The sequence below is a fragment of the Salipiger sp. genome (assembly GCF_048261495.1).
In the GTDB taxonomy this organism is placed as follows: Bacteria; Pseudomonadota; Alphaproteobacteria; order Rhodobacterales; family Rhodobacteraceae; genus Salipiger.
On the sequence record NZ_JBLXFX010000008.1, the window covers coordinates 67,198 to 86,898 of the forward strand.

A 19,701-nucleotide genomic window follows, 5' to 3' on the forward strand; every position below is an offset into this window, starting at 1 on the left:
CATGTGGAACGATCTGAAGACCCTCGCCGCCGCCCGTGAGGGGCGCCGGATCGACGCGCTGTTCGCCGAAGACCCGGCGCGGGCCGCGACCTTTTCCGTCTCGGTCGGGGACATGCTGCTCGACTATTCCAAGACGCAGCTCGATGACGAGGTGATGAACGCGCTGCTTGCCGTCGCCGAGGAGGCGGGCGTGGCCGGGCGCCGGGACGCCATGTTCTCGGGCGCGAAGATCAACGAGACCGAGGGGCGCGCGGTGCTGCACACCGCCCTGCGCAACCTGTCGGGCACCCCCGTCGAGGTCGATGGCGAGGACGTCATGCCCGACGTGCTGGAGACCCTGGCGCGGATGGAATCGCTCGCCGACGAGGTGCGCGGATCGGGGATCACCGACGTGGTGAACATCGGCATCGGCGGCTCCGACCTCGGGCCCAAGATGGCATATCTCGCGCTGCAACCCTATTGCGACGGGCCGCGCTGCCATTTCGTTTCGAACGTCGACGGGGCGGATATCGCCGACACGCTGAAGCTCTGCCCGGCGGAGACGACGCTGTTCATAGTCGCCTCAAAGACCTTCACCACCATCGAAACCATGACCAACGCAAAGACCGCGCGGGATTGGCTGCAGGCCCGGGGCGTCTCGCCCGAGGGCAGGTTCGTGGCGCTGTCGTCGAACCAGGAGAAGGCCGCGGAATGGGGCATTCCGGCCGAGCGCGTCTTCGGCTTCGAGGATTGGGTCGGCGGGCGCTATTCCATGTGGGGGCCGATCGGGCTGTCGGTGATGATCGCCGTCGGGCCGGAGGATTTCCGCGCCTTCCTGCGCGGCGCGCAGGCGATGGACGATCATTTCCTCACCGCGCCGTTTCCCGACAACATGCCGGTGATGCTGGCGCTGGTCGGCATGTGGCACAATCAGGTGCTCGGCCATGCCACCCGCGCGGTGCTGCCCTATGACAACCGCCTGACGCGGCTGCCGGCCTATTTCCAGCAGCTCGAGATGGAGAGCAACGGCAAGGGCGTCAGCATGGACGGCGCGGCCCTTGCCTGCGATTCCGGCCCCGTGGTCTGGGGCGAGCCGGGGACCAACGGCCAGCACGCCTTTTACCAGCTGATCCATCAGGGCACCCGGGTGATCCCCTGCGAATTCATGGTTGCCGCGCAGGGTCACGAGCCCGACCTGCGCCATCACCACGAGTTGCTCATCGCCAATTGCCTTGGCCAGTCCGAGGCGCTGATGCGCGGGCGCACGCTGGACGAGGCGCGCGGCAAGGTCGCGGGCAAGTTCGAGGGCGCGGAGCTCGAGCGGCAGGCGCGTCACCGGGTGTTCCCCGGCAACCGGCCCTCCACCACGCTGATCTATCGCAAGCTCGACCCGGCGACGCTGGGGAGCATCGTGGCGCTCTATGAACACCGGGTTTTCGTCGAGGGGGTGATCCTGAACATCAACTCCTTCGACCAATGGGGCGTGGAGCTGGGCAAGGAGCTGGCAACGGCGCTGGGACCGATGGTTTCGGGTGCCGAAAGTGCTGATTCCAAGGACGGATCGACGCGGCTTCTGCTCACATATGTGCACAAGAATGTGAGTTAGGGTTCCATGAAATCAATGTGATGAGCGGGGTTTTGCGACGGCGGAACGGTTGGCAGCGTCTCGTGTTGAGGGGGCACAAGACACGAGATGACCACCAACCCCAAGGAGGACCCACCATGAAACGTCTTACCATGACCGTCGCAGCCATCGCTCTCACCGCCGGTACGGCCTATGCCCAGTCCGCGGAAACCGACGAGAACAAGCTGATCACCGACGAACAGCCCGCCGCCACCGACACCGACACGATGGCTCCCAAGGCTGACGACACCACCGCCGCCGATGCCGGCGCGGCCCCGACCGCCGAAGGCACCGACACCGACGTCGCCGAGGGCGAAGCCCCGATGACCGAAGAAGCGCCGGACAGCGAGATGGCCCAGGACGGCGCCGCGCCGATGACCAATGACGGCACCGGCATGGCAGCGACCGATCCGGCCGCGGACCCGACCGCAGCGCCGATGGAAGACACCGGCCCGCGTTTCGCCGGACTTGAGGAAGGCGACATGCTGTCGACCGACATCACCGGCCAGAACGTCTATGCGCTCGACGCCGATGCCAGCGAAGAAGCCGGCACGATGGAATGGGGCGACGACGTTGCCTATGACTCGGTCAGCGACCAGTGGGACGACGTGGGCGAAGTGTCCGAGCTTGTCCTCGCAGCCGACGGTTCGCTGAAAGGCATCATCGCCGATGTCGGCGGTTTCCTGGGCCTCGGCGAGAAGCAGGTCTTTGTTGCCGCTTCGGACTACAAGCTGGTGCCGACCGACAACAACACCTACTCGGTCGTGACCAACTTCACCCAGGAAGAGCTGGAAAGCATGGGCGACAACGACGCGGCCAACTACTGATCCGCGACCCATCGCATCGAAAGGCCGGAGCATCGCTCCGGCCTTTTTCGTTGTCGTTTCGGGATTTCCCGAAATGACGTATCAGGACCGTTTCAGGCGCGTCAGGGGATGTCGAACCCCGGCGGGGCAAGGGTGAACCCCTCGAACCGGAAGGCGGGCGATACGGTGCATCCCACCAGCGTCCAGTCCCCGAGCGTGCGCGCCGCCTGCCAGTGCATCTCGGGGACGATGATCTGCGGCCGCGCGCCCGAAGCGAGGTCGGGGCCGAGCACATGCCGCGTCGCAGGCCCGGCATCGGTCGCCGAGAGCGACAGTTCCAGCGGCGCCCCGGCGTAGAAGTGCCAGATCTCGGTGGCATCGACCCGGTGCCAGTGGCTCCGCTCCGCCGCCTTCAGCAGAAAATGGATGCAGGTGCCCGCCGGACGCGCGGCGCCCTCTGCGGGTGCGATCCAGGTCTGGCGGAAATGCCCGCCTTCGGGATGGGGCGAAAGGTCGAGCAGGGCGATGATCTCGTCTGCGGTCATGGGGCCTCCGAACGCTTGTCTGAACCTTGGTTAACCAATCTTCGCGACCTTGTGCAGCGGGCAATCCTGTCCTGACGCGGCAGGACACCCCGCGAGGCGCAACAATCGAGCGGAGACGCGGACATGACCGCAAGCATCAGGGTTCGGCAGATCGCCGAAGACATCGTCGCCCGCGAGGGCGGTTACGTGAACGACCCGGACGACCCCGGCGGCGCCACCAAGTACGGCGTCACCGTGCACACGATGCGCCGGCTGGGGCTGGACCTGGATGGCAACGGCGCGGTCGACGCGAGCGACGTCCGGCACCTGAGCCGCGCGCAGGCGGTCGAGATCTTCATGCAGCACTATTTCCTGCGTCCCCGGATCGCGGAACTGCCCGAGGGGCTCCAGGCGAGCGTGTTCGACATGTACGTGAATGCCGGCAGCAACGCCGTGAAGATTCTCCAGCAACTGCTTGTCGACATGGGGGAAACCCTGGACGTCGACGGCGCGATCGGGCCGCTGACCATTGCCGCCACCGCCCGGGCCTTTGCCCGCAACCCCGCGCTGACGATCGACGCCTACGGCATCGCGCGGCGCAACTACTATTTCCGCCTCGCCGATCAGCGCCCGGCCTCGCGCAAGTACGCCCGCACGCGTGCGGGCGGCAAGGGCGGCTGGATCAAGCGAGCAGAGGAATTCATCTCTCCCCGGTTCCACATGACGGAGGCGCAGTTCCGCGCGCGGGTGTCGGCATGGGGATGATCGCGCAACTGGGCCGGTTGCTGTTCGGACCGGGTGGCAACGTGATCCGCGAAACCGCCGAGGTGTTCCGCGTCAACGCCGAGGCCGAGGCCGCCCGCTCCGCCGGGTTGCAGGGCGAGGCGCTGCAGCAATTCGCGGCGGAGTTCCTGGCGCAGCGGCGGTCGCGCTTCGACCGTTTCATGGACGCGCTGAACCGCGTGCCGCGTCCGGCGATGGCGCTGGGGACGCTGGGGCTGTTCGTGGCCGCGATGGTCGATCCGGTCTGGTTCGCCGCGCGCATGGCCGGGATCGCGCTGGTGCCCGAGCCGCTCTGGTGGTTGCTGGGCGCAATCGTCAGCTTCTACTTCGGGGCGCGCCAGGTGCAGAAGGGGCAGGATCACCGAAGGGACCTTGCGGCGACCATCGCGGCGGTGCCGGGGGTCGTGTCTCAGGTGCAGGACATCGAGCGCCTGCGCGGCGGGGCCGACATCCTTTCCGGTCCCGGCGGCACGGAGAATCCGGCACTGGCGGAATGGCGCGCCGGGCAGGGCTGAGCCCCCGCACCTGAAAGACACCGGGCGCGGGTCGACAGGCCGCGCACCCGGCGCCGGCGAGCGGCCCGCGACAATGTGATCCCGCCCGTCCGGCGATTTCGTTTGGCCGGGGGAGGGCGCCCGCCTATAAACCGGGACATGATTACAGAGCTCGGTCACTTCGCCCTCATCCTCGCCTTCCTGGTCGCCTGCGTGCAGGCCGTCGTGCCGATGATCGGCGCGCACAAACGCTGGCCGGGCTGGATCGCCGTGGCCGAGCCCGCCGCCACCGCGCAATTCCTGCTGGTCGCGCTGAGCTTTGCCGCGCTGATGCATGCTTTCATCGTGTCGGATTTCTCGCTGCGGGTGGTGGTGCAGAACTCCCACTCCGCCAAGCCGCTGCTTTACAAGATCAGCGGCGTATGGGGGAACCACGAAGGTTCCATGCTGCTCTGGGTGCTGATCCTGGCGCTGTTCGGCGCAATGGCCGCGTGGTTCGGGGGCAACCTGCCGCCGTCGCTGCGCGCGCGGGTGCTGGCGGTTCAGGCGGCGGTCGGCGTGGCCTTCTTCGCCTTCATCCTCTTCACCTCGAACCCCTTCCTGCGCATGGCCGTGCCGCCCTTCGACGGGCAGGACCTGAACCCGCTCCTGCAGGACCCCGGGCTCGCCTTTCATCCGCCGTTCCTCTACCTCGGCTATGTCGGCCTCAGCATCTGCTTCAGCTTCGCGGTCGCCGCGCTGATCGAAGGCCGGGTGGATGCCGCATGGGGACGCTGGGTGCGGCCCTGGACGCTGCTCAGCTGGGTGTTCCTGACCATCGGCATCGCGCTGGGGTCGTGGTGGGCCTATTACGAACTCGGCTGGGGCGGGTTCTGGTTCTGGGACCCGGTCGAGAACGCCTCCTTCATGCCCTGGCTGCTGGCCGCGGCCCTGCTGCATTCCGCCATCGTGGTGGAAAAGCGCGAGGCACTGAAAAGCTGGACCATCCTGCTCGCCATCCTCGCCTTCGGGTTTTCCCTGATCGGGACCTTCATCGTGCGCTCGGGGGTGCTGACCTCGGTCCATGCCTTTGCCACGGACCCCGCGCGCGGGGTGTTCATCCTCGCCATTCTCGTGATCTTCACCGGCGGCGCGCTGACGCTCTTTGCCGCCCGCGCCGGAGAGATGCAGGCCAAGGGTGTCTTCGGCGTGGTGAGCCGCGAATCCGCGCTGGTCATCAACAATATCCTGCTGGCGGTGGCCTGTTTCGTGGTCTTCACCGGCACGCTCTGGCCGCTGGTGGCCGAGATGCTGTTCGACCGCAAGCTCTCGGTCGGGGCGCCGTTCTTCGACATGGCCTTCACGCCCTTCATGGTGGCGCTGGGGATCCTGCTGCCGCTCGGCTCCGTGCTCAGCTGGAAGCGGGGCAAGGTCGGCCGGGCCCTGCGCCAGATGGCCCCGGCGCTGGGTCTCGCGGTGGCGCTGGCCGGGCTGGTCTGGGCGATGCAGACCGGGCGCACGCTGCTCGGGCCGGTGGGTGTGTTTCTCGGGGTCTGGCTGGTGGCGGGGGCGGTCACCGACCTGCTCGGCCGGATCGGCCGCAGTCGTGACTGGCGCCGCCTCGCGCGGTTGCCGCGGGCCGACTGGGGCAAGGCCGTGGCGCATTCCGGCATGGGGGTCACCATGCTCGGCATTGCCGGGCTGATGGCCTGGCAGGAGGAGGACATCCGCGTCGCGCAGCCCGGCGAACCCTATGCCGTCGGCGCCTACGAGCTCGAACTTCAGGGCGTCACGCGGGTGCGCGGGCCGAACTACTTCTCCGACATGGGCGAGGTGTCGCTGCGCCGGGACGGGGTCGAGATCGCGCATCTCTACCCGGAAAAGCGCACCTATCCCGTCGCCAAGATGCCCACCACCGAAGCCGCCATCGACAACGGCTTCCTGCGGGATGTCTACGTGGTCGTCGGGGATGCGCAGGCGAACGGCGGCTGGACCATGCGGGTCTACGTGAAACCGCTGGCGAACTGGATCTGGGGCGGCGCCATCCTCATGGCCATCGGCGGTGCGCTGAGCCTGTCCGACCGGCGGTTCCGCGTCGCGGCGGGCGCGAAAAAGACCGCTCCCGCGCGCGGAGTTCCGGCGGAATGAGACGCTCCGGTCATCTGCCCCGAGCGCTTGCGCTGATCGGCCTGCTGATCGCCGGTCCGGTGTTCGCGGTCCAGCCCGACGAGATGCTGTCCGATCCCGCCAAGGAGGCCCGCGCGCGCGAGCTGTCCAAGGGGCTGCGCTGCCTCGTCTGCCAGAACGAGAACATCGACGACAGCAATGCCGCGCTTGCCCGCGACCTGCGCCTGCTGGTGCGCGAGCGGATCGAGGCCGGGGACAGCGACGAGGAGGTGCTGGCCTATCTCGTCGACCGCTACGGCGAATTCGTGTTGCTGAAGCCCGGCTCGGGCGGCTGGAACTGGCTGCTCTGGGCGGCGGGTCCGTTGCTATTCGTCTTCGCGGCGGGCACGGCGGCGGTCTACATCCGGGGCCGGTCCCGCGCCGCCGCACCGGGCGAGGCCGGGCTGTCGGCCGAGGAAGAGCGCCGCCTCAGGGACATTCTCGACCGGCAGGGCTGAGACCGGCCTTCGGGCCCGCCCGGCGGCCCCATCCGTCGGGCCCCGTGACGCGGCGTTTGGCTTTGCCAAACCGTTCGGTTCAGTGTTTCATGCCGCCCGAACCCACGGGGAGGCACCGCATGATCTACGAAACCATCGACTACGCGCTGAACGACGGAGTGGCGCGCATCACGCTGTCCCGTCCGGATGTGATGAACGCCCTCAACACGCAGATGCGGGCCGAAATCACCGATGCCGTTCAACGCGGCGGACGCGAGGCGCGGGTCGTGGTGCTGACCGGGCAGGGGCGGGCCTTCTGCTCGGGGCAGGATCTCGGCAACCGTGAAACCGCGGCCTCCATCGACCTCGAGCGCGTGCTGCGCGACGAATACGAACCGATGCTGAACGCCATCGTGGATTGCCCCTGCCCGGTGATCGCCGCCGTGAACGGGGCGGCGGCGGGCGCGGGCGCGAACCTCGCGCTGGTCTGCGACGTGGTGATCGCCGCCGAAAGCGCCTTCTTCATGCAGGCCTTCACCCGGATCGGGCTGATCCCGGACGCGGGCGGCACCTGGGCGCTGCCGCGCCAGATGGGGCTGGCCAAGGCGATGGGGGCCGCGCTGTTTGCCGACCGCATCAGCGCGGTTCAGGCCGAGCGCTGGGGCATGATCTGGGAGGCGGTGCCGGACGACCGCTTCGACGCCGCCTGGCAGGCCCGTGCGCACCACATCGCCACCGGCCCGGGCGAGGCCTTCGCCCGCATCAAGACCGCCCTGCGCGGGGCGTTCGAGAACGACCTCGCCGGGCAACTGGCGCTCGAAGCGCGCCTGCAGGGCGAATGCGGCAAGACCCGCGATTTCAAGGAAGGCGTCGTCGCCTTCATGGAAAAGCGTCCCGCCCATTTCGAAGGCCGCTGAGCGGGCGCCGGACCGAAAGGCGCCCGCCGTGTGAGGGCGGGCGCCGGACAATACTGCGTCGGTGAGGACGCGGGGGGGCGATCAGGCGAGCATCAGGAAATCGTCTGGCTCTTCTTCGGCATCGACCATGGCCAGGGTCTCGGCATCGTCGTCTTCCTCGGTCAACCCGGCGATGAGGTCGACATAGTCGACCGGCTGGTCGGAATCGCAGCCGCAATCCTCCCCGGTCTCGGGCGACATGCCGAGCAGCTTCAGCGAGTCCTCGCGCGCGCCATCGGGGTCGCCGACCGAGGTCAGGCGCAGGCCGAAATCCTGTTCCGCGAAATCGTCCAGCGTGAGCGCCGCGTCGGCATGGCTGATCACGAAGCTCGTCGATTGCAGATCGTCGTGGCCGATCCCCGCCGTGCCCAGCGACACGCCTCCGTCGAAGGTGCCGTAGCCGTTCATGTTCGCGCCGTGGCCGAGGTCGCTCACGCCATCGGATTCGAAATCGCTGCCGGAGACGTCGACACCGCTGACGCTGATCCCGCTCAGCAGGGAATCGTCGGCCAGATCGAAGAAAAAGCCGCGCAGATCGCCGATCTGGCCGGTTCCGTCGGCGTCATCCTCGCCCTGAACGTCCAGATCCACCTGGATGTCGCCGTTTTCGAGCTCGGTCAGCGTGACCTGCACGTTCACGTCGCCTTCGACTAGGAAGGACATGGTGCCGTCGTCCTCGTGCTCTTCCCCGTCTCCCGAACCGTCACCGTCGCTGGTGGTCAGCACGCGGCCGCTCTCGCCGTCATCGGAATCGACCACCGCGGAAAAGCTGTCGAGGTCGATGTCGTCGATGCCGATGGGACCGGCGTCGGACCAGAGCGTCATCCAGGCGGAGTCGACCATGCCCGAGGTGCTGTCGGGCGCGGTGCCGAACTGGATGCCCGCATCGAAGCCGCCGGGCACCTGCGCGCCATTGGCCAGCGTATCGACGGAATCCGCCTCGGTTTCGAAGCCGGTGATCGGTTCGTCGTTGACGAGCGGATAGATCCCGAGGTCTTCGACCGTCGTATCGTCGACGAGGTTGAAGAACAGCCCGTCGAGATCCATCGGCGCGCCATCGTCAGGCTGTTCGAGTTGCAGGATCAGCGAACCGTCCGAGATTTCCAGCAGCGTCAGGGTCAGTATGTCGGGTTCGCAGCCCAACTGAATGGTCTCCGTTCGTACGATGGTCATCGATCAAATCTCCCCTTGAGTCGTGTCCCCACGTCAACAGCCTATCTTTTGCCTTATTCGATCGGAAATTCGGGCACTCACTGTCTCCGGTTCGTTGCGTGGTGAGGGACGGCCGGCAGGACTGGTCGCGGGGCGGAAACGCGGCGCACGCCCGTGCCCTGATTTCGCCGCAATTGGCCGGGGTTCAAGGCCGTTCCGGGGCAGAATCCGGCATGCGGGTGGCGGTGCAACGAAAAAGGACCGCCCCATCGGGCGGCCCTTGTGTCGTCGGGATGTCGCGGCTCAGCGGTTTTCGATATCCACGTAGTCGCGCGCGGCATTGCCGAGGTAGAGCTGGCGCGGACGGCCGATCTTGAGCTGCGGATCGGCCAGTTGTTCCTTCCACTGGGACACCCAGCCGACCGTGCGCGACAGCGCGAAGATCGGGGTGAACATGGAGGTCGGGAAGCCCATCGCCTCGAGAATGATGCCCGAATAGAAATCGACGTTCGGGAACAGCTTCTTCTCGGCGAAATACGGATCCTCGAGCGCCTGCTTTTCCAGTTCCTTGGCGACCTGCAGGATGGGGTTGTCCTCGATCCCCAGAAGGTCCAGCACCTCGTCCGCGGATTGCTTCATCACCGTCGCGCGGGGATCGAAGTTCTTGTACACGCGGTGGCCGAAGCCCATCAGGCGGAACGGATCGTTCTTGTCCTTGGCGCGGGCGATGTATTCGGGGATCTTGTCGACCGTCCCGATTTCCTTGAGCATTTCCAGGCAGGCCTGGTTTGCGCCGCCGTGGGCCGGGCCCCAGAGGCAGGCCACGCCGGCCGCGATGCAGGCAAAGGGGTTCGCCCCGGAGGACGAGGCCAGGCGCACCGTCGAGGTCGAGGCGTTCTGTTCGTGGTCCGCGTGCAGGGTAAAGATCCGGTCCATCGCGCGGCTCAGGATCGGGTCGACGTGATAGGTCTCCGCCGGCACCGAGAAGCACATGTGGATGAAGTTCGCCGCATAGTCGAGATCGTTGCGCGGATACACGAAGGGCTGGCCGATCGAGTACTTGTAGGCCCAGGCCGCGATGGTCGGCATCTTGGCGATCAGGCGGTGGCTGGCAACCTCGCGCTGGTAGGGGTCCGAGATGTCGGTCGAATCGTGGTAGAAGGCCGACATCGCGCCGACCACGCCCACCATGGTCGCCATCGGATGCGCATCGCGGCGGAACCCGCGGAAGAAGTACTGCATCTGCTCGTGCAGCATGGTGTGGCGGGTGATGGTGTTCTCGAACTTCTCGAGTTCACCCGCCGTCGGCAGTTCGCCGTAGAGCAGCAGGTAACAGACTTCGAGATAGTGCGATTTGCTTGCCAGCTGGTCGATCGGGTAGCCGCGGTGCAGCAGTTCGCCCACGTCGCCGTCGATGAAGGTGATCGTGCTGTCGCAGCTTGCTGTCGAGGTGAAGCCCGGGTCGTAGGTAAAGACGCCGGCCTGGCCGTAGAGCTTGCGGATGTCGAGCACGTCGGGCCCGCAGGTGGGCGAGTGGATCGGCAGCTCGTAGCTCTTGTCGCCTATGGTCAGCGTTGCGGTCTTCGGAGTGTCAGCCATGCTAGTCGTGTCCCTTCGTCTAAAAGGCCGGACGCGTGTGATGCGTCCGGGCGGTCTAAGTCACATGGCCTTTACGGGACGTTGCGACCAGCAGCGGTCAGCCCGTCCCGGAGGCCGCTGCATGTTCGAGGCGGCGAAGCGTTTCGTCCTGCCCGAGCACCAGCATCATGTCGAATACGCTCGGCGTCACCGTGCGCCCCGCCAGCGCCGCGCGCAAGGGCCCGGCAAGCTTGCCGAACTTGGTCCCCTGCGCCTCTGCAAAGCGGTTGGTCACGGCTTCGAGATCGTCTCGCGTCCAGCTAGCATTTTGCAGGTGCGGCGTCAACGCGCCTAGTATACCACGGGATACCGCATCAAGTGACTTCAGCGCGCCCGCGTCCGGCGCGACCGGGGTATCCGTCAGGATAAACTGCGCCTTTTCAATCAGCTCAGGGAATGTCTTCGCGCGATCCTTGAGGCAGTACATGCCCTTGACCAGCCGGTCACGCTGCAGGGCAGAAAAGGGCTCCGCACCGATTGCGGTATTATATGCCTCGATTTCATGCAGCAGCGCAGCATCGTCCGTGACGGCGATCTGCTGGCCGCAGATATTCTCCAGCTTCTTGAAATCGAGCCGCGCCGGAGACTTGCCGATTCCCGACAGATCGAACCATTCGCGGGCCTGCGCATCGGAAAACACCTCGTCGTCGCCATGGCTCCAGCCGAGCCGCGCGAGGTAGTTGCGCATCCCGGCGGCGGGGTAGCCGAGCTTCTGGTACTCGTCGACCCCCAGCGCGCCGTGGCGCTTGGACAGCTTCTTGCCGTCGGGCCCGTGGATCAGCGGAATATGCGCCCAGACCGGCACCTGCCAGCCCATCGCCGCATAGATGCCCATCTGCCGCGCGGCGTTGTTGAGGTGGTCGTCGCCGCGGATCACGTGCGTGACGCCCATGTCGTGATCGTCGACCACCACCGCCAGCATGTAGACCGGCGTGCCGTCCGAGCGCAGCAGGATCATGTCGTCGAGCTGATCGTTGCGGATCGTCACGTTGCCCTGCACCTCGTCGGCGATGACGGTCTCGCCCTCGGACGGCGTGCGCAGCCGGATGACATGGGGCGCGTCGGGATGGGTCGCGGGATCGGCATCGCGCCAGGGGCTTTGAAACAGGGTCGAGCGCCCGGCCTCCTTCGCTTCTTCGCGAAAGGCCGAAATCTCCTCCGGGGTGGAAAAGCACTTGTAGGCCAAACCCTTGGCGAGCATCTCCTGCGCGACCTCGGCATGACGCCCGGCGCGGTCGAACTGCGAGACGATCTCGCCGTCATGATCGAGGCCGAGCCAGTCGAGGCCCTTGAGAATCGCCTCCGTCGCCTCGGGCGTAGACCGGGCGCGGTCGGTATCCTCGATCCGCAGCAGGAACTTGCCGCCGCGCCCGCGGGCATAGAGCCAGTTGAACAGCGCCGTGCGCGCGCCGCCGATGTGGAGATATCCCGTGGGCGAGGGTGCGAAGCGGGTGACGACACTCATCTGGCGTTAACCTCCCGGTAACCATGTTGGGCATAGCGTGTACGGGCGTTCCTTAACCAGCAGGCGGCGCGGGGGCAAGGCATGGGGGTGGCGCTGACACGGGTCTGGACCACGCTGATCGCGCAGCGAGGGCATCTGTTTCCCTGGGTTCCGGTGCTTTTCGGGTGCGGCATCGGTCTCTACTTCTCGCTGCGCTTCGAACCGGCGGTGCCGGTTCTGGTGGCCGCCGGCCTTGCGGGCACGGCAGTGCTGGCGGCCCACCGTTTCCTTCCCGAACATCTCGCCCCGCTGGCGATCGCCGTCGCGATGACCGGTCTCGGCTTTGCCGCGGCCGGGGCCCGCACGCATCTGGTGGCGCAACCCCAGATCGGCTTTCGCTACTACGGCCCGGTGGAGGGGCGCATCGTCGACATCGACCGCTCCGCCTCGGACGCGCTGCGCCTGACGCTCGACCGCGTGGTGCTGCGACGCATGGCGCCGGGCGACACGCCCGCGCGGGTGCGGATCTCGCTGCATGGCGAGCAGGGGTTCATCGACCCGCAGCCGGGGCAGACCGTGATCCTGACCGGGCACCTGTCGCCCCCGGGCGGCGCGGTGGAGCCGGGCGGCTTCGATTTCCGCCGCCATGCCTGGTTTCTGGAACTCGGCGCGGTCGGCTATACGCGCACGCCGGTGCTGCTGCTGGAGCCGTCGCGCGGCGGTCAGTGGATCTTTCGCGCCCGCATGGCGCTGTCGCGTCAGGTCCAGTCGCGCTTGACCGGCGAAACCGGCGCCTTTGCGGCGGCGATCATGACCGGCGACCGTTCGGCGCTGGGGCAGGACACGATCGACAATCTCCGCGTCACCAACCTCGCGCATCTTCTGGCAATCTCCGGGTTGCACATGGGGCTGCTCGCGGGCTTCGTCTTTGCTTCGACCCGCCTGTTGCTGCTGGTTGTGCCGCATACGCGCCACTACTGGCCCGGCAAGAAGATCGCCGCCGGTGTCGCGCTGATGGCCGCGGCCGGCTATCTCGCGCTGTCGGGCGGCAATGTCGCGACCCAGCGCGCCTTCGTCATGGCCGCGGTGATGCTGGTCGCGGTGATGCTCGACCGGCGGGCCCTGTCGCTGCGCGCGGTGGCGATGGCGGCGCTGATCGTGCTGTTCCTGCGCCCCGAGGCGCTGCTCGGTCCCGGGTTCCAGATGTCCTTTGCCGCCACCGTGGCGCTGGTCACCGTCTTCGGCGCCCTGCGCGACAAGGGGGTGGAGCGGGGCGCCCCCGGCTGGGCGCGCCCGGTCATCGCCGTGGTCGTCTCGTCGGCGACCGCCTCGCTCGCCACCGCGCCGGTGGCGATGGCGCATTTCAACATCCTGTCGCACTACGGCCTGCTCGCGAACCTGATCTCGGTGCCGGTGATGGGCATGCTCATCATGCCCGCCGCCGTGGTTGCCGCGCTGCTGATCCCGCTGGGGCTCGACTGGATCGCGCTGTCGGTCATGGGGGTCGGGCTCGACTGGATCCTCGGGGTGGCCGACCGGCTCGGCCATTGGGAGGGCGCCGTCGGCCACATCGTCGCGCCGCCGTTTCCGGCGCTGGCACTGATGGCGACGGGCGGGCTTTTCCTCTGCCTCTGGCAGGGGCGCAGCCGCGTCGCCGGGCTGGCGCCGGTCGCGCTCGCCGTGCTGCTCTGGACCGGCGCCGACCGGCCCGACCTGCTGATCGCCGACACCGGCGGGCTGGTGGGCGTCATGACACCGCAGGGCCGCGCCCTGTCGAAACCGAAGGGGGCTGGTTTCCACGCCGAGATCTGGCTCGAAAACGACGGACAGGGCGGCGGACAGGAGGGGGCGGCGCGGCTCTGGCCCGGCGGCACCAGCGGTCCGAGGGTCAGCGCCGACCTTCCGGGCTTGCGGGTCACCCATCTGCGCGGAAAGCGCGCCGTCACCGCCTTCAGCGGCTGCGAGGGGCAGGAAATCGTGGTGTCCAGCACCGACATGCCCGCGGTGCCGGGGTGCGAGGTCTTCGATCCGCGGCGGCTGCGGGACACCGGCGCCGTGGCGCTCTGGCTCACCGATACCGGGCCGCGCATCGTCACCGCGGCCCAGTCGGGCCGGCGGCTCTGGAGCGGGGCGCGATAGCTCAGTAGGTGCGGATCAGTCCGACCAGCCGTCCCTGGATCGACACCGATCCGGCGGGCAGGACGCGCGCCTCGTAGGCCGGGTTTGCCGCTTCGAGAACGATGGTTTCGCCCTTGCGGCGGAACCGCTTGAGGGTGGATTCGTAACCCTCGACCTGGGCCACGACGATATCGCCGTTGTCGGCCGAGGAAGTTTCACGGATGATGACGACATCGCCGTCGTTGATCCCCGCCTCGATCATGGAATCGCCTTTGACCTCAAGCGCATAGTGGCGGGCATTGCTCGAGACCATGGCGCCGGGGATGGCGATGCTCGGCGGGTTGTCGGCGATGGATTCGATCGGCACACCGGCGGCGATGCGGCCCATGAGCGGCAGTTCCAGCACGCCGGAATGATCGATGGCCCTGGCCCCGGAGGGGATCGTGCCGGGGCGGTCGCCCTCGATCACCCGGGGCATGAACCCGGAGGATTTACCGCCGAGGCTTTCGGGCAACTTGACGATCTCGATGGCACGGGCGCGGTGGGCGAGACGCCGGATGAAGCCGCGTTCCTCGAGCGCCGTGATCAGACGGTGGATGCCGGATTTGGAGCGCAGATCCAGCGCATCCTTCATCTCGTCGAAACTGGGTGGCACGCCGTCGCGGATCATGCGCTTGTTGATGAAATTCAAAAGGTCGAGCTGTTTCTTCGTCAGCATGGTCTGCTCCCGCCGCTATCTCCCTTTTGTTCTACGCATGTTCCCGTTTTGTGTCAACATCTTGTGGATAAGGCTTGAACGGACGCTTTCAGAGGGAGACGATCTCGACCCTGTCGCCCGCCGTGCGGGCGGGGTCGTTCGGGGGCCGCACGATCAAGGCATCGGCCTCGCCCAGAACGCTGAGGAGCGAGCTGTCCTGACGCTCAAACGCCGCGACGCCGGCGCCGGTCCGGCGGGCGCGCATGTAGTGCTCGCGCGGACCGTTCGCGTCGAGCGGCGCGGTCAGAACGCTCTGCTCGCGCGCGGCCGGCGCGGCCGGCAGTCCGAGCATGGCGTTGATAACAGGAGCGATGAAGACATAGCCGCAAACCATTGCGGAAACGGGATTTCCCGGAAGTCCGATCATCATGGCCCGGCCGAGTTTACCCGACATCAGCGGTTTCCCCGGGCGCATGGCGACCTTGTGAAAGGCGCGCTCCAGGCCCATCTCCTCGGCGAGCAGGGCGACGATGTCATGATCCCCGACCGAGGCGCCGCCGATGGTCACGACGAGGTCCGCGTCATCCGCGAGGTCCAGCACCGTGCGCAGCGAGTCCGCGTTGTCCCGTGCGATGGGGAGCAGGCGCGGTTCCGCGCCGAGCTGGCTCAGCAGGGCATGCAGGCCGAAGGTGTTCGAGGCGATGATCTGATCCGGTCCCGGCGCCTCGCCGGGCATGACCAGTTCGTCGCCGGTCGTGATGATCGCGACGCGCGGACGGCGCGCGACCTGCACCCGCGGCACGTTCATCGAGGCCAGCAGAGCCACGTCGCGGGGCCTGAGAAGGCGCGGGGCCTCGAACCGGGAGCCGTCGCGGAAATCGGTGCCGCAGGGGCGGATATTGTCGCCCTTGCCGAGCCGGTCCGTAATCGTGATACGGTCGCCGGAACGGTCCACATCCTCTTGAATCACGACGGTTTTCACGCCCGCCGGCACCGGCGCACCGGTAAAGATGCGCACCGCTTGCCCAGCCTTCACACGGCCCTCGAACCGCGCCCCGGCGGCGGATTCACCGACGACGTCGAACACCATGCCCGGCGCGGCTTCGGCGACGCCGTAGCCGTCCATGGCAGAGGCCGGAAACGGCGGCTGGTCACGGCGCGCGGTCACGCTGGCGCGCATCACGCGCCCGGCGGCGCGGATCAGCGGAACCTCCTCGCAGGGCAGCACGGGCGCGAGGGCGAAAAGCCGGTCGAGGGCTTCGGAGACCGAGATCATGTCGCCTCGTAACGGCCTGATTTGCCGCCGTCTTTCAGGAGAACGCGGATGCCGCCGATTTCCATTCCCTTGTCCACCGCCTTGGCCATGTCATAGACGGTCAGCGCGGCGGTCGAGACGGCGGTCAGCGCCTCCATCTCGACACCGGTCTGGCCCGTGGTCTTGACGGTCGCTTCGATGCGCAGCCCGGGAAGATCGGCGTCCGGGATCAGATCGACCGAAACCTTGGTGATCGGCAGCGGGTGGCAGAGCGGTATCAGCTCGGGCGTCTTCTTTGCGCCCATGATCCCGGCCAGCCGCGCGACGCCGATGACGTCGCCTTTCCTGGCGCGACCTTCTGTAATGATGTCAAAGGTTTCCTTCGCCATCTTCACCCACCCGGCGGCAACGGCCACGCGGGAGGTCACCGCCTTGTCCGAGACGTCGACCATGTGGGCATCGCCCTTGGCGTCGAAATGGGTGAGCCCGCTCATGCCGCGACCGGGTCCTTGAGCAGCATGCGCGTGGCCGCTTCGACATCGTCCTGACGCATCAGGCTTTCGCCGATGAGAAAGGCGCGCGCGCCGAAGCGTGCCATGTCGGCGAGGTCCGAAGGCGTGTTCAGTCCGCTTTCCGAGATCAGCAGGCGATCATCGGGAACATTGCGCGACAGCGTGCGGGTGGTGTCAAGCGTGGTCTCGAAGGTCTTGAGATTGCGGTTGTTCACGCCGATCAGCGGCGAAGTCAGACGCAGCGCGCGATCGAGTTCCTCGGCGTCGTGCACCTCGATCAGCGCATCCATGCCCCAGCCGAACGCCGCGTCCTCCAACTCGGCGGCGAGGGTGTCGGACACGCTCGCCATGATGATGAGGATGCAGTCCGCCCCGAGCGCGCGGGCTTCGGCGACCTGGTAGGGGTCGTACATGAAATCCTTGCGCAGCGCGGGCAGGCCGGTGGCTTCCCGGGCCTCGGTGAGGAAGGATTTCGCACCCTGGAACGACGGCGTGTCGGTCAGCACAGAGAGGCAGGTCGCGCCGCCGCGCTCATAGGCTCCGGCGAGGGATGCGGGGTGAAAATCCCCTCGGATCAGACCCTTGGAGGGCGATGCTTTCTTCACTTCGGCGATCAGCCCGTATCCCGAGGAGGACGCCCGGCGCAGCGCACCGGCGAAGGGGCGCACGGGCGACGCTTCGCGGGCCTCGGCCTCGACCTCGGCATAGGGTTTGGCGACCTTGTCTGCGGCCACTTCCTCAAGCTTGTAGGCCTTGATCCTGTCGAGAATGGTCTGGGTCATGCGCGGGCCTCCGGCGTCGTCCAGTTGATCGGCGTGTCACCCTTGGCAATAAGCCACTCGTTGACGCGGGAAAAGGGGCGCGAGCCGAAAAAGCCGCGCCGGGCGGAGAGCGGCGAGGGATGCGCCGAGGTCAGGACCAGGTGGTCATCGCCGCCGAGATGCCGCGCAAAGCTGCGGGCATGGTTGCCCCAGAGGATGAAGGCGCGGGGCGTTTCGGACAGGCTTTCAATGACTTGCCCGGTGAGATCGGACCAGCCGAGCCGCGCGTGCCCCCCGGCATCGCCCGCCGGGACGGTCAGCGCGGTGTTGAGCAGCAGCACCCCTTGCGCGGCCCAGAACCGCAGATCGCCGTTCGGCGGGCAGGCCCCGAATTCCGCCTGCAACTCCTTGTAGATGTTGGAAAGAGAGCGCGGCAGCGGGCGGACTTCCGGCGCGACGGAAAAGGCCAGGCCGTGGGCATGGCCGGGAGTCGGGTAGGGGTCCTGTCCCAGAATCACCACGCGCACCGCCTCGGGCGAGCAGGTGTCGAGCGCCGCGAAGACAAGCGGCGCCGGAGGCAGGACAAGCCCGCCCTCGTCCTGCAGGGTCGTCTCGATCCGCGGCAGCGTCGTGTGGAAAAAGGGCAGATGCGCCCAGGCCGCGGGTGGCGTCATGCGGTCTGCGTCGCCGCCGCGAGCGCGCTGATCTTGGCCTTGGCGGCACCGCTGTCGATGCTGTCCCGTGCCATCTCGACACCTTGTCCGAGATCGCTCGCCCTGCCCGAAACCACCAGTGCGGCGGCGGCATTCAGCAGCACCGCGTCCCGGTAGGCCGACGGCGCACCGTCCAGCAGCGCGCGGAAGGCGCGGCCGTTCTCCTCCGGCGTGCCACCGACGATCGCCTCGAAGGGATGGGGCGCGAGGCCCGCATCCTCGGGGTGCAGTTCGACCTCGTGGATGCTGCCGTCCTCCTCGAGCGCGGCAACCCAGCTCACACCGGAAATCGCCAGTTCGTCGGTGCCGTCCGAGCCGTGCACCAGCCAGGCGCGTTCGGAGCCGAGCCGGCCCAGCGTCTCGGCCATCGGCCGGATCAGATCGCGCGAAAAGGCCCCGGTGAGCTGCCGCTTCACCCCGGCGGGGTTGGTCAGCGGCCCGAGAATGTTGAAGATCGTGCGTGTTCCGAGCTCCATCCGCACCGGGCCGACATGGGCCATCGCGGGATGGTGCATGGGCGCCATCATGAAACAGATACCCGTCTCTTGCAGAGCCTTTTCAGCCACTTGCGCGGGGACCATCACGTTGATCCCCATCTGCGACAGCGCATCGGCAGAGCCCGATTTCGAGGACAGGTTGCGGTTGCCGTGCTTGGCGACGGGCACGCCCGCGCCCGCGACGACAAAGGCCGTGGCGGTCGAGATATTGAGCGTCCCCTTGCCGTCGCCGCCGGTGCCGACGATGTCGATCGCCCCGTCCGGGCAGGCGACCTTGTGGCACTTGGCGCGCATCACGGCGGCGGCGGCGGCATATTCCTCGACGGTTTCGCCGCGCGTGCGCAGTGCCATCAGCAGCCCGCCGACCTGGGCGGGGGTGGCCTCGCCCTCGAAGAGGATCTGAAAGGCGGTCTCGGCCTCGTCCCTGGTCAGCGGTCGGGTCGCGGCGGTGCCGATCAGCGGCTTCAGGCGGTCGCTCATGCGGGGACTTTCATCGTTTCAAGGAAATTCCGGATCAGCGCGTGGCCGTGTTCCGAGGCGATGCTCTCCGGATGGAACTGCACGCCGTGGATCGGCAGGTCGCGGTGGCGCAGGCCCATGATGGTGCCGTCCTCGAGCCAGGCGTTGACCACCAGCGTCCCGGGGAGGCTCTCGCGCTCGACCACCAGCGAGTGATAGCGCGTCGCCTCGAAGGGCGAGGGCAGGCCGGCAAAGACCCCGGTGTCGTCGTGATGCATCGTGCCCATCTTGCCGTGCACGATCTCGGAATGCCGCTTCACCGTGCCGCCGAAGGCCTGGCCGATGGTCTGGTGCCCGAGGCAGACGCCGAACAGCGGCGTGCGCGTCTCTGCGGCGGCTTCGGTGAGGGCCAGGCAGATGCCGGCTTCGGACGGGGTGCAGGGACCGGGGGACAGCAGGATCCCCGCGGGCTTCATCGCCATCGCCTCCTGCACGTTCAGCGCATCGTTGCGGAACACCCGGGCGTCGACGCCCAGCTCGCCCACATAATGCACGAGGTTGTAGGTAAAGCTGTCATAGTTGTCGATGAGCAGGAGCATGGTCGGTTCTCGGGGCTGGAAGGCGGGCGTTGGTCCGGGCTATACATGCGCTTGCAGGCGGTGCAGCGTCAAGGGCGTGTGCCCGGCTGCGTCAGGTCCGGGAACGGG

19 protein-coding genes are annotated in these 19,701 nt (G+C 67.5%); 8 read left to right on the plus strand and 11 right to left on the minus strand.

Features of this window, described 5'->3' with window-relative positions; genetic code table 11:
• Window position 1 precedes the first annotated feature (1 nt).
• Together pgi and ACN0RJ_RS16430 are read left to right on the plus strand one after the other, a co-directional pair.
• Window positions 2-1,585 carry a glucose-6-phosphate isomerase gene (gene pgi, locus ACN0RJ_RS16425; RefSeq protein WP_417724940.1) on the plus strand — a complete coding sequence of 528 codons (1,584 nt, stop codon included), beginning with the start codon at window positions 2-4 and terminating at the stop codon, window positions 1,583-1,585.
• A gap of 116 nt (window positions 1,586-1,701) precedes the next feature.
• Window positions 1,702-2,430, plus strand: a complete 729-nt coding sequence (locus tag ACN0RJ_RS16430; RefSeq protein WP_417724941.1) for a hypothetical protein — start codon at window positions 1,702-1,704, stop codon at window positions 2,428-2,430.
• A gap of 101 nt (window positions 2,431-2,531) precedes the next feature.
• On the opposite strand, the gene ACN0RJ_RS16435 is transcribed toward ACN0RJ_RS16430, so the two are convergent.
• Entirely contained in the window at window positions 2,532-2,954 is a 423-nt protein-coding gene (locus ACN0RJ_RS16435; protein ID WP_417724942.1) for a cupin domain-containing protein, read from the minus strand.
• Window positions 2,955-3,077: 123 nt separating this feature from the next.
• Here ACN0RJ_RS16435 and ACN0RJ_RS16440 point away from each other — a divergent pair, with 123 nt between their 5' ends.
• From ACN0RJ_RS16440 to ACN0RJ_RS16460, 5 genes are all read left to right on the plus strand, one after another.
• Window positions 3,078-3,698, plus strand: a complete 621-nt coding sequence (locus ACN0RJ_RS16440) for a holin-associated N-acetylmuramidase (protein WP_417721695.1) — start codon at window positions 3,078-3,080, stop codon at window positions 3,696-3,698.
• Window positions 3,689-4,231, plus strand: a complete 543-nt coding sequence (locus ACN0RJ_RS16445; RefSeq protein WP_417724943.1) for a holin family protein — start codon at window positions 3,689-3,691, stop codon at window positions 4,229-4,231. Before ACN0RJ_RS16440 ends, ACN0RJ_RS16445 begins: the two co-directional genes overlap by 10 nt.
• A 138-nt stretch (window positions 4,232-4,369) precedes the next feature.
• Window positions 4,370-6,337, plus strand: a complete 1,968-nt coding sequence (locus ACN0RJ_RS16450) for a heme lyase CcmF/NrfE family subunit (protein ID WP_417724944.1) — start codon at window positions 4,370-4,372, stop codon at window positions 6,335-6,337.
• Window positions 6,334-6,813 carry a cytochrome c-type biogenesis protein CcmH gene (locus tag ACN0RJ_RS16455; protein WP_417724945.1) on the plus strand — a complete coding sequence of 160 codons (480 nt, stop codon included), beginning with the start codon at window positions 6,334-6,336 and terminating at the stop codon, window positions 6,811-6,813. The genes ACN0RJ_RS16450 and ACN0RJ_RS16455 overlap by 4 nt, the downstream gene beginning before the upstream one ends.
• Window positions 6,814-6,932: 119 nt before the next feature.
• Window positions 6,933-7,709: an enoyl-CoA hydratase-related protein gene (locus ACN0RJ_RS16460; protein ID WP_417721691.1), complete on the plus strand. Its 777-nt coding sequence runs from the start codon at window positions 6,933-6,935 to the stop codon at window positions 7,707-7,709.
• Between the two features lie 81 nt (window positions 7,710-7,790).
• Here ACN0RJ_RS16460 and ACN0RJ_RS16465 read toward each other — a convergent pair whose 3' ends face one another.
• From ACN0RJ_RS16465 to gltX, 3 genes are all read right to left on the minus strand, one after another.
• Window positions 7,791-8,921 (minus strand): hypothetical protein, encoded by a 1,131-nt coding sequence (locus ACN0RJ_RS16465; RefSeq protein WP_417724946.1) that lies wholly within the window; start codon window positions 8,919-8,921, stop codon window positions 7,791-7,793.
• A gap of 282 nt (window positions 8,922-9,203) precedes the next feature.
• Window positions 9,204-10,499, minus strand: a complete 1,296-nt coding sequence (gltA, locus tag ACN0RJ_RS16470; protein ID WP_417724947.1) for a citrate synthase — start codon at window positions 10,497-10,499, stop codon at window positions 9,204-9,206.
• 97 nt (window positions 10,500-10,596) lie between these two features.
• Window positions 10,597-12,003: a glutamate--tRNA ligase gene (gltX, locus tag ACN0RJ_RS16475; RefSeq protein WP_417724948.1), complete on the minus strand. Its 1,407-nt coding sequence runs from the start codon at window positions 12,001-12,003 to the stop codon at window positions 10,597-10,599.
• Between the two features lie 81 nt (window positions 12,004-12,084).
• Here gltX and ACN0RJ_RS16480 point away from each other — a divergent pair, with 81 nt between their 5' ends.
• Window positions 12,085-14,121 carry a ComEC/Rec2 family competence protein gene (locus ACN0RJ_RS16480; protein WP_417724949.1) on the plus strand — a complete coding sequence of 679 codons (2,037 nt, stop codon included), beginning with the start codon at window positions 12,085-12,087 and terminating at the stop codon, window positions 14,119-14,121.
• Window position 14,122: 1 nt separating this feature from the next.
• Here the strand turns inward: ACN0RJ_RS16480 and lexA are convergent, their stop codons facing one another.
• The 7 genes from lexA to ACN0RJ_RS16515 form a co-directional block, all read right to left on the minus strand.
• Window positions 14,123-14,818: a transcriptional repressor LexA gene (gene lexA, locus ACN0RJ_RS16485; protein WP_417721686.1), complete on the minus strand. Its 696-nt coding sequence runs from the start codon at window positions 14,816-14,818 to the stop codon at window positions 14,123-14,125.
• A gap of 88 nt (window positions 14,819-14,906) precedes the next feature.
• The gene (gene glp, locus ACN0RJ_RS16490) at window positions 14,907-16,073 is read right to left on the minus strand and encodes a gephyrin-like molybdotransferase Glp (protein ID WP_417724950.1); all 1,167 of its coding nucleotides are present in this window, start codon (window positions 16,071-16,073) and stop codon (window positions 14,907-14,909) included.
• Entirely contained in the window at window positions 16,070-16,546 is a 477-nt protein-coding gene (gene moaC / locus ACN0RJ_RS16495; RefSeq protein WP_417724951.1) for a cyclic pyranopterin monophosphate synthase MoaC, read from the minus strand. The genes glp and moaC overlap by 4 nt, the downstream gene beginning before the upstream one ends.
• On the minus strand, window positions 16,543-17,346 hold the full coding sequence (trpC, locus tag ACN0RJ_RS16500) for an indole-3-glycerol phosphate synthase TrpC (protein WP_417724952.1): 804 nt from the start codon (window positions 17,344-17,346) through the stop codon (window positions 16,543-16,545). The genes moaC and trpC overlap by 4 nt, the downstream gene beginning before the upstream one ends.
• Entirely contained in the window at window positions 17,343-17,999 is a 657-nt protein-coding gene (locus ACN0RJ_RS16505) for a uracil-DNA glycosylase (protein WP_417724953.1), read from the minus strand. The genes trpC and ACN0RJ_RS16505 overlap by 4 nt, the downstream gene beginning before the upstream one ends.
• Entirely contained in the window at window positions 17,996-19,015 is a 1,020-nt protein-coding gene (gene trpD / locus ACN0RJ_RS16510) for an anthranilate phosphoribosyltransferase (RefSeq protein ID WP_417724954.1), read from the minus strand. Before trpD ends, ACN0RJ_RS16505 begins: the two co-directional genes overlap by 4 nt.
• On the minus strand, window positions 19,012-19,593 hold the full coding sequence (locus ACN0RJ_RS16515; protein ID WP_417721680.1) for an anthranilate synthase component II: 582 nt from the start codon (window positions 19,591-19,593) through the stop codon (window positions 19,012-19,014). The genes trpD and ACN0RJ_RS16515 overlap by 4 nt, the downstream gene beginning before the upstream one ends.
• Window positions 19,594-19,701: the final 108 nt, after the last annotated feature.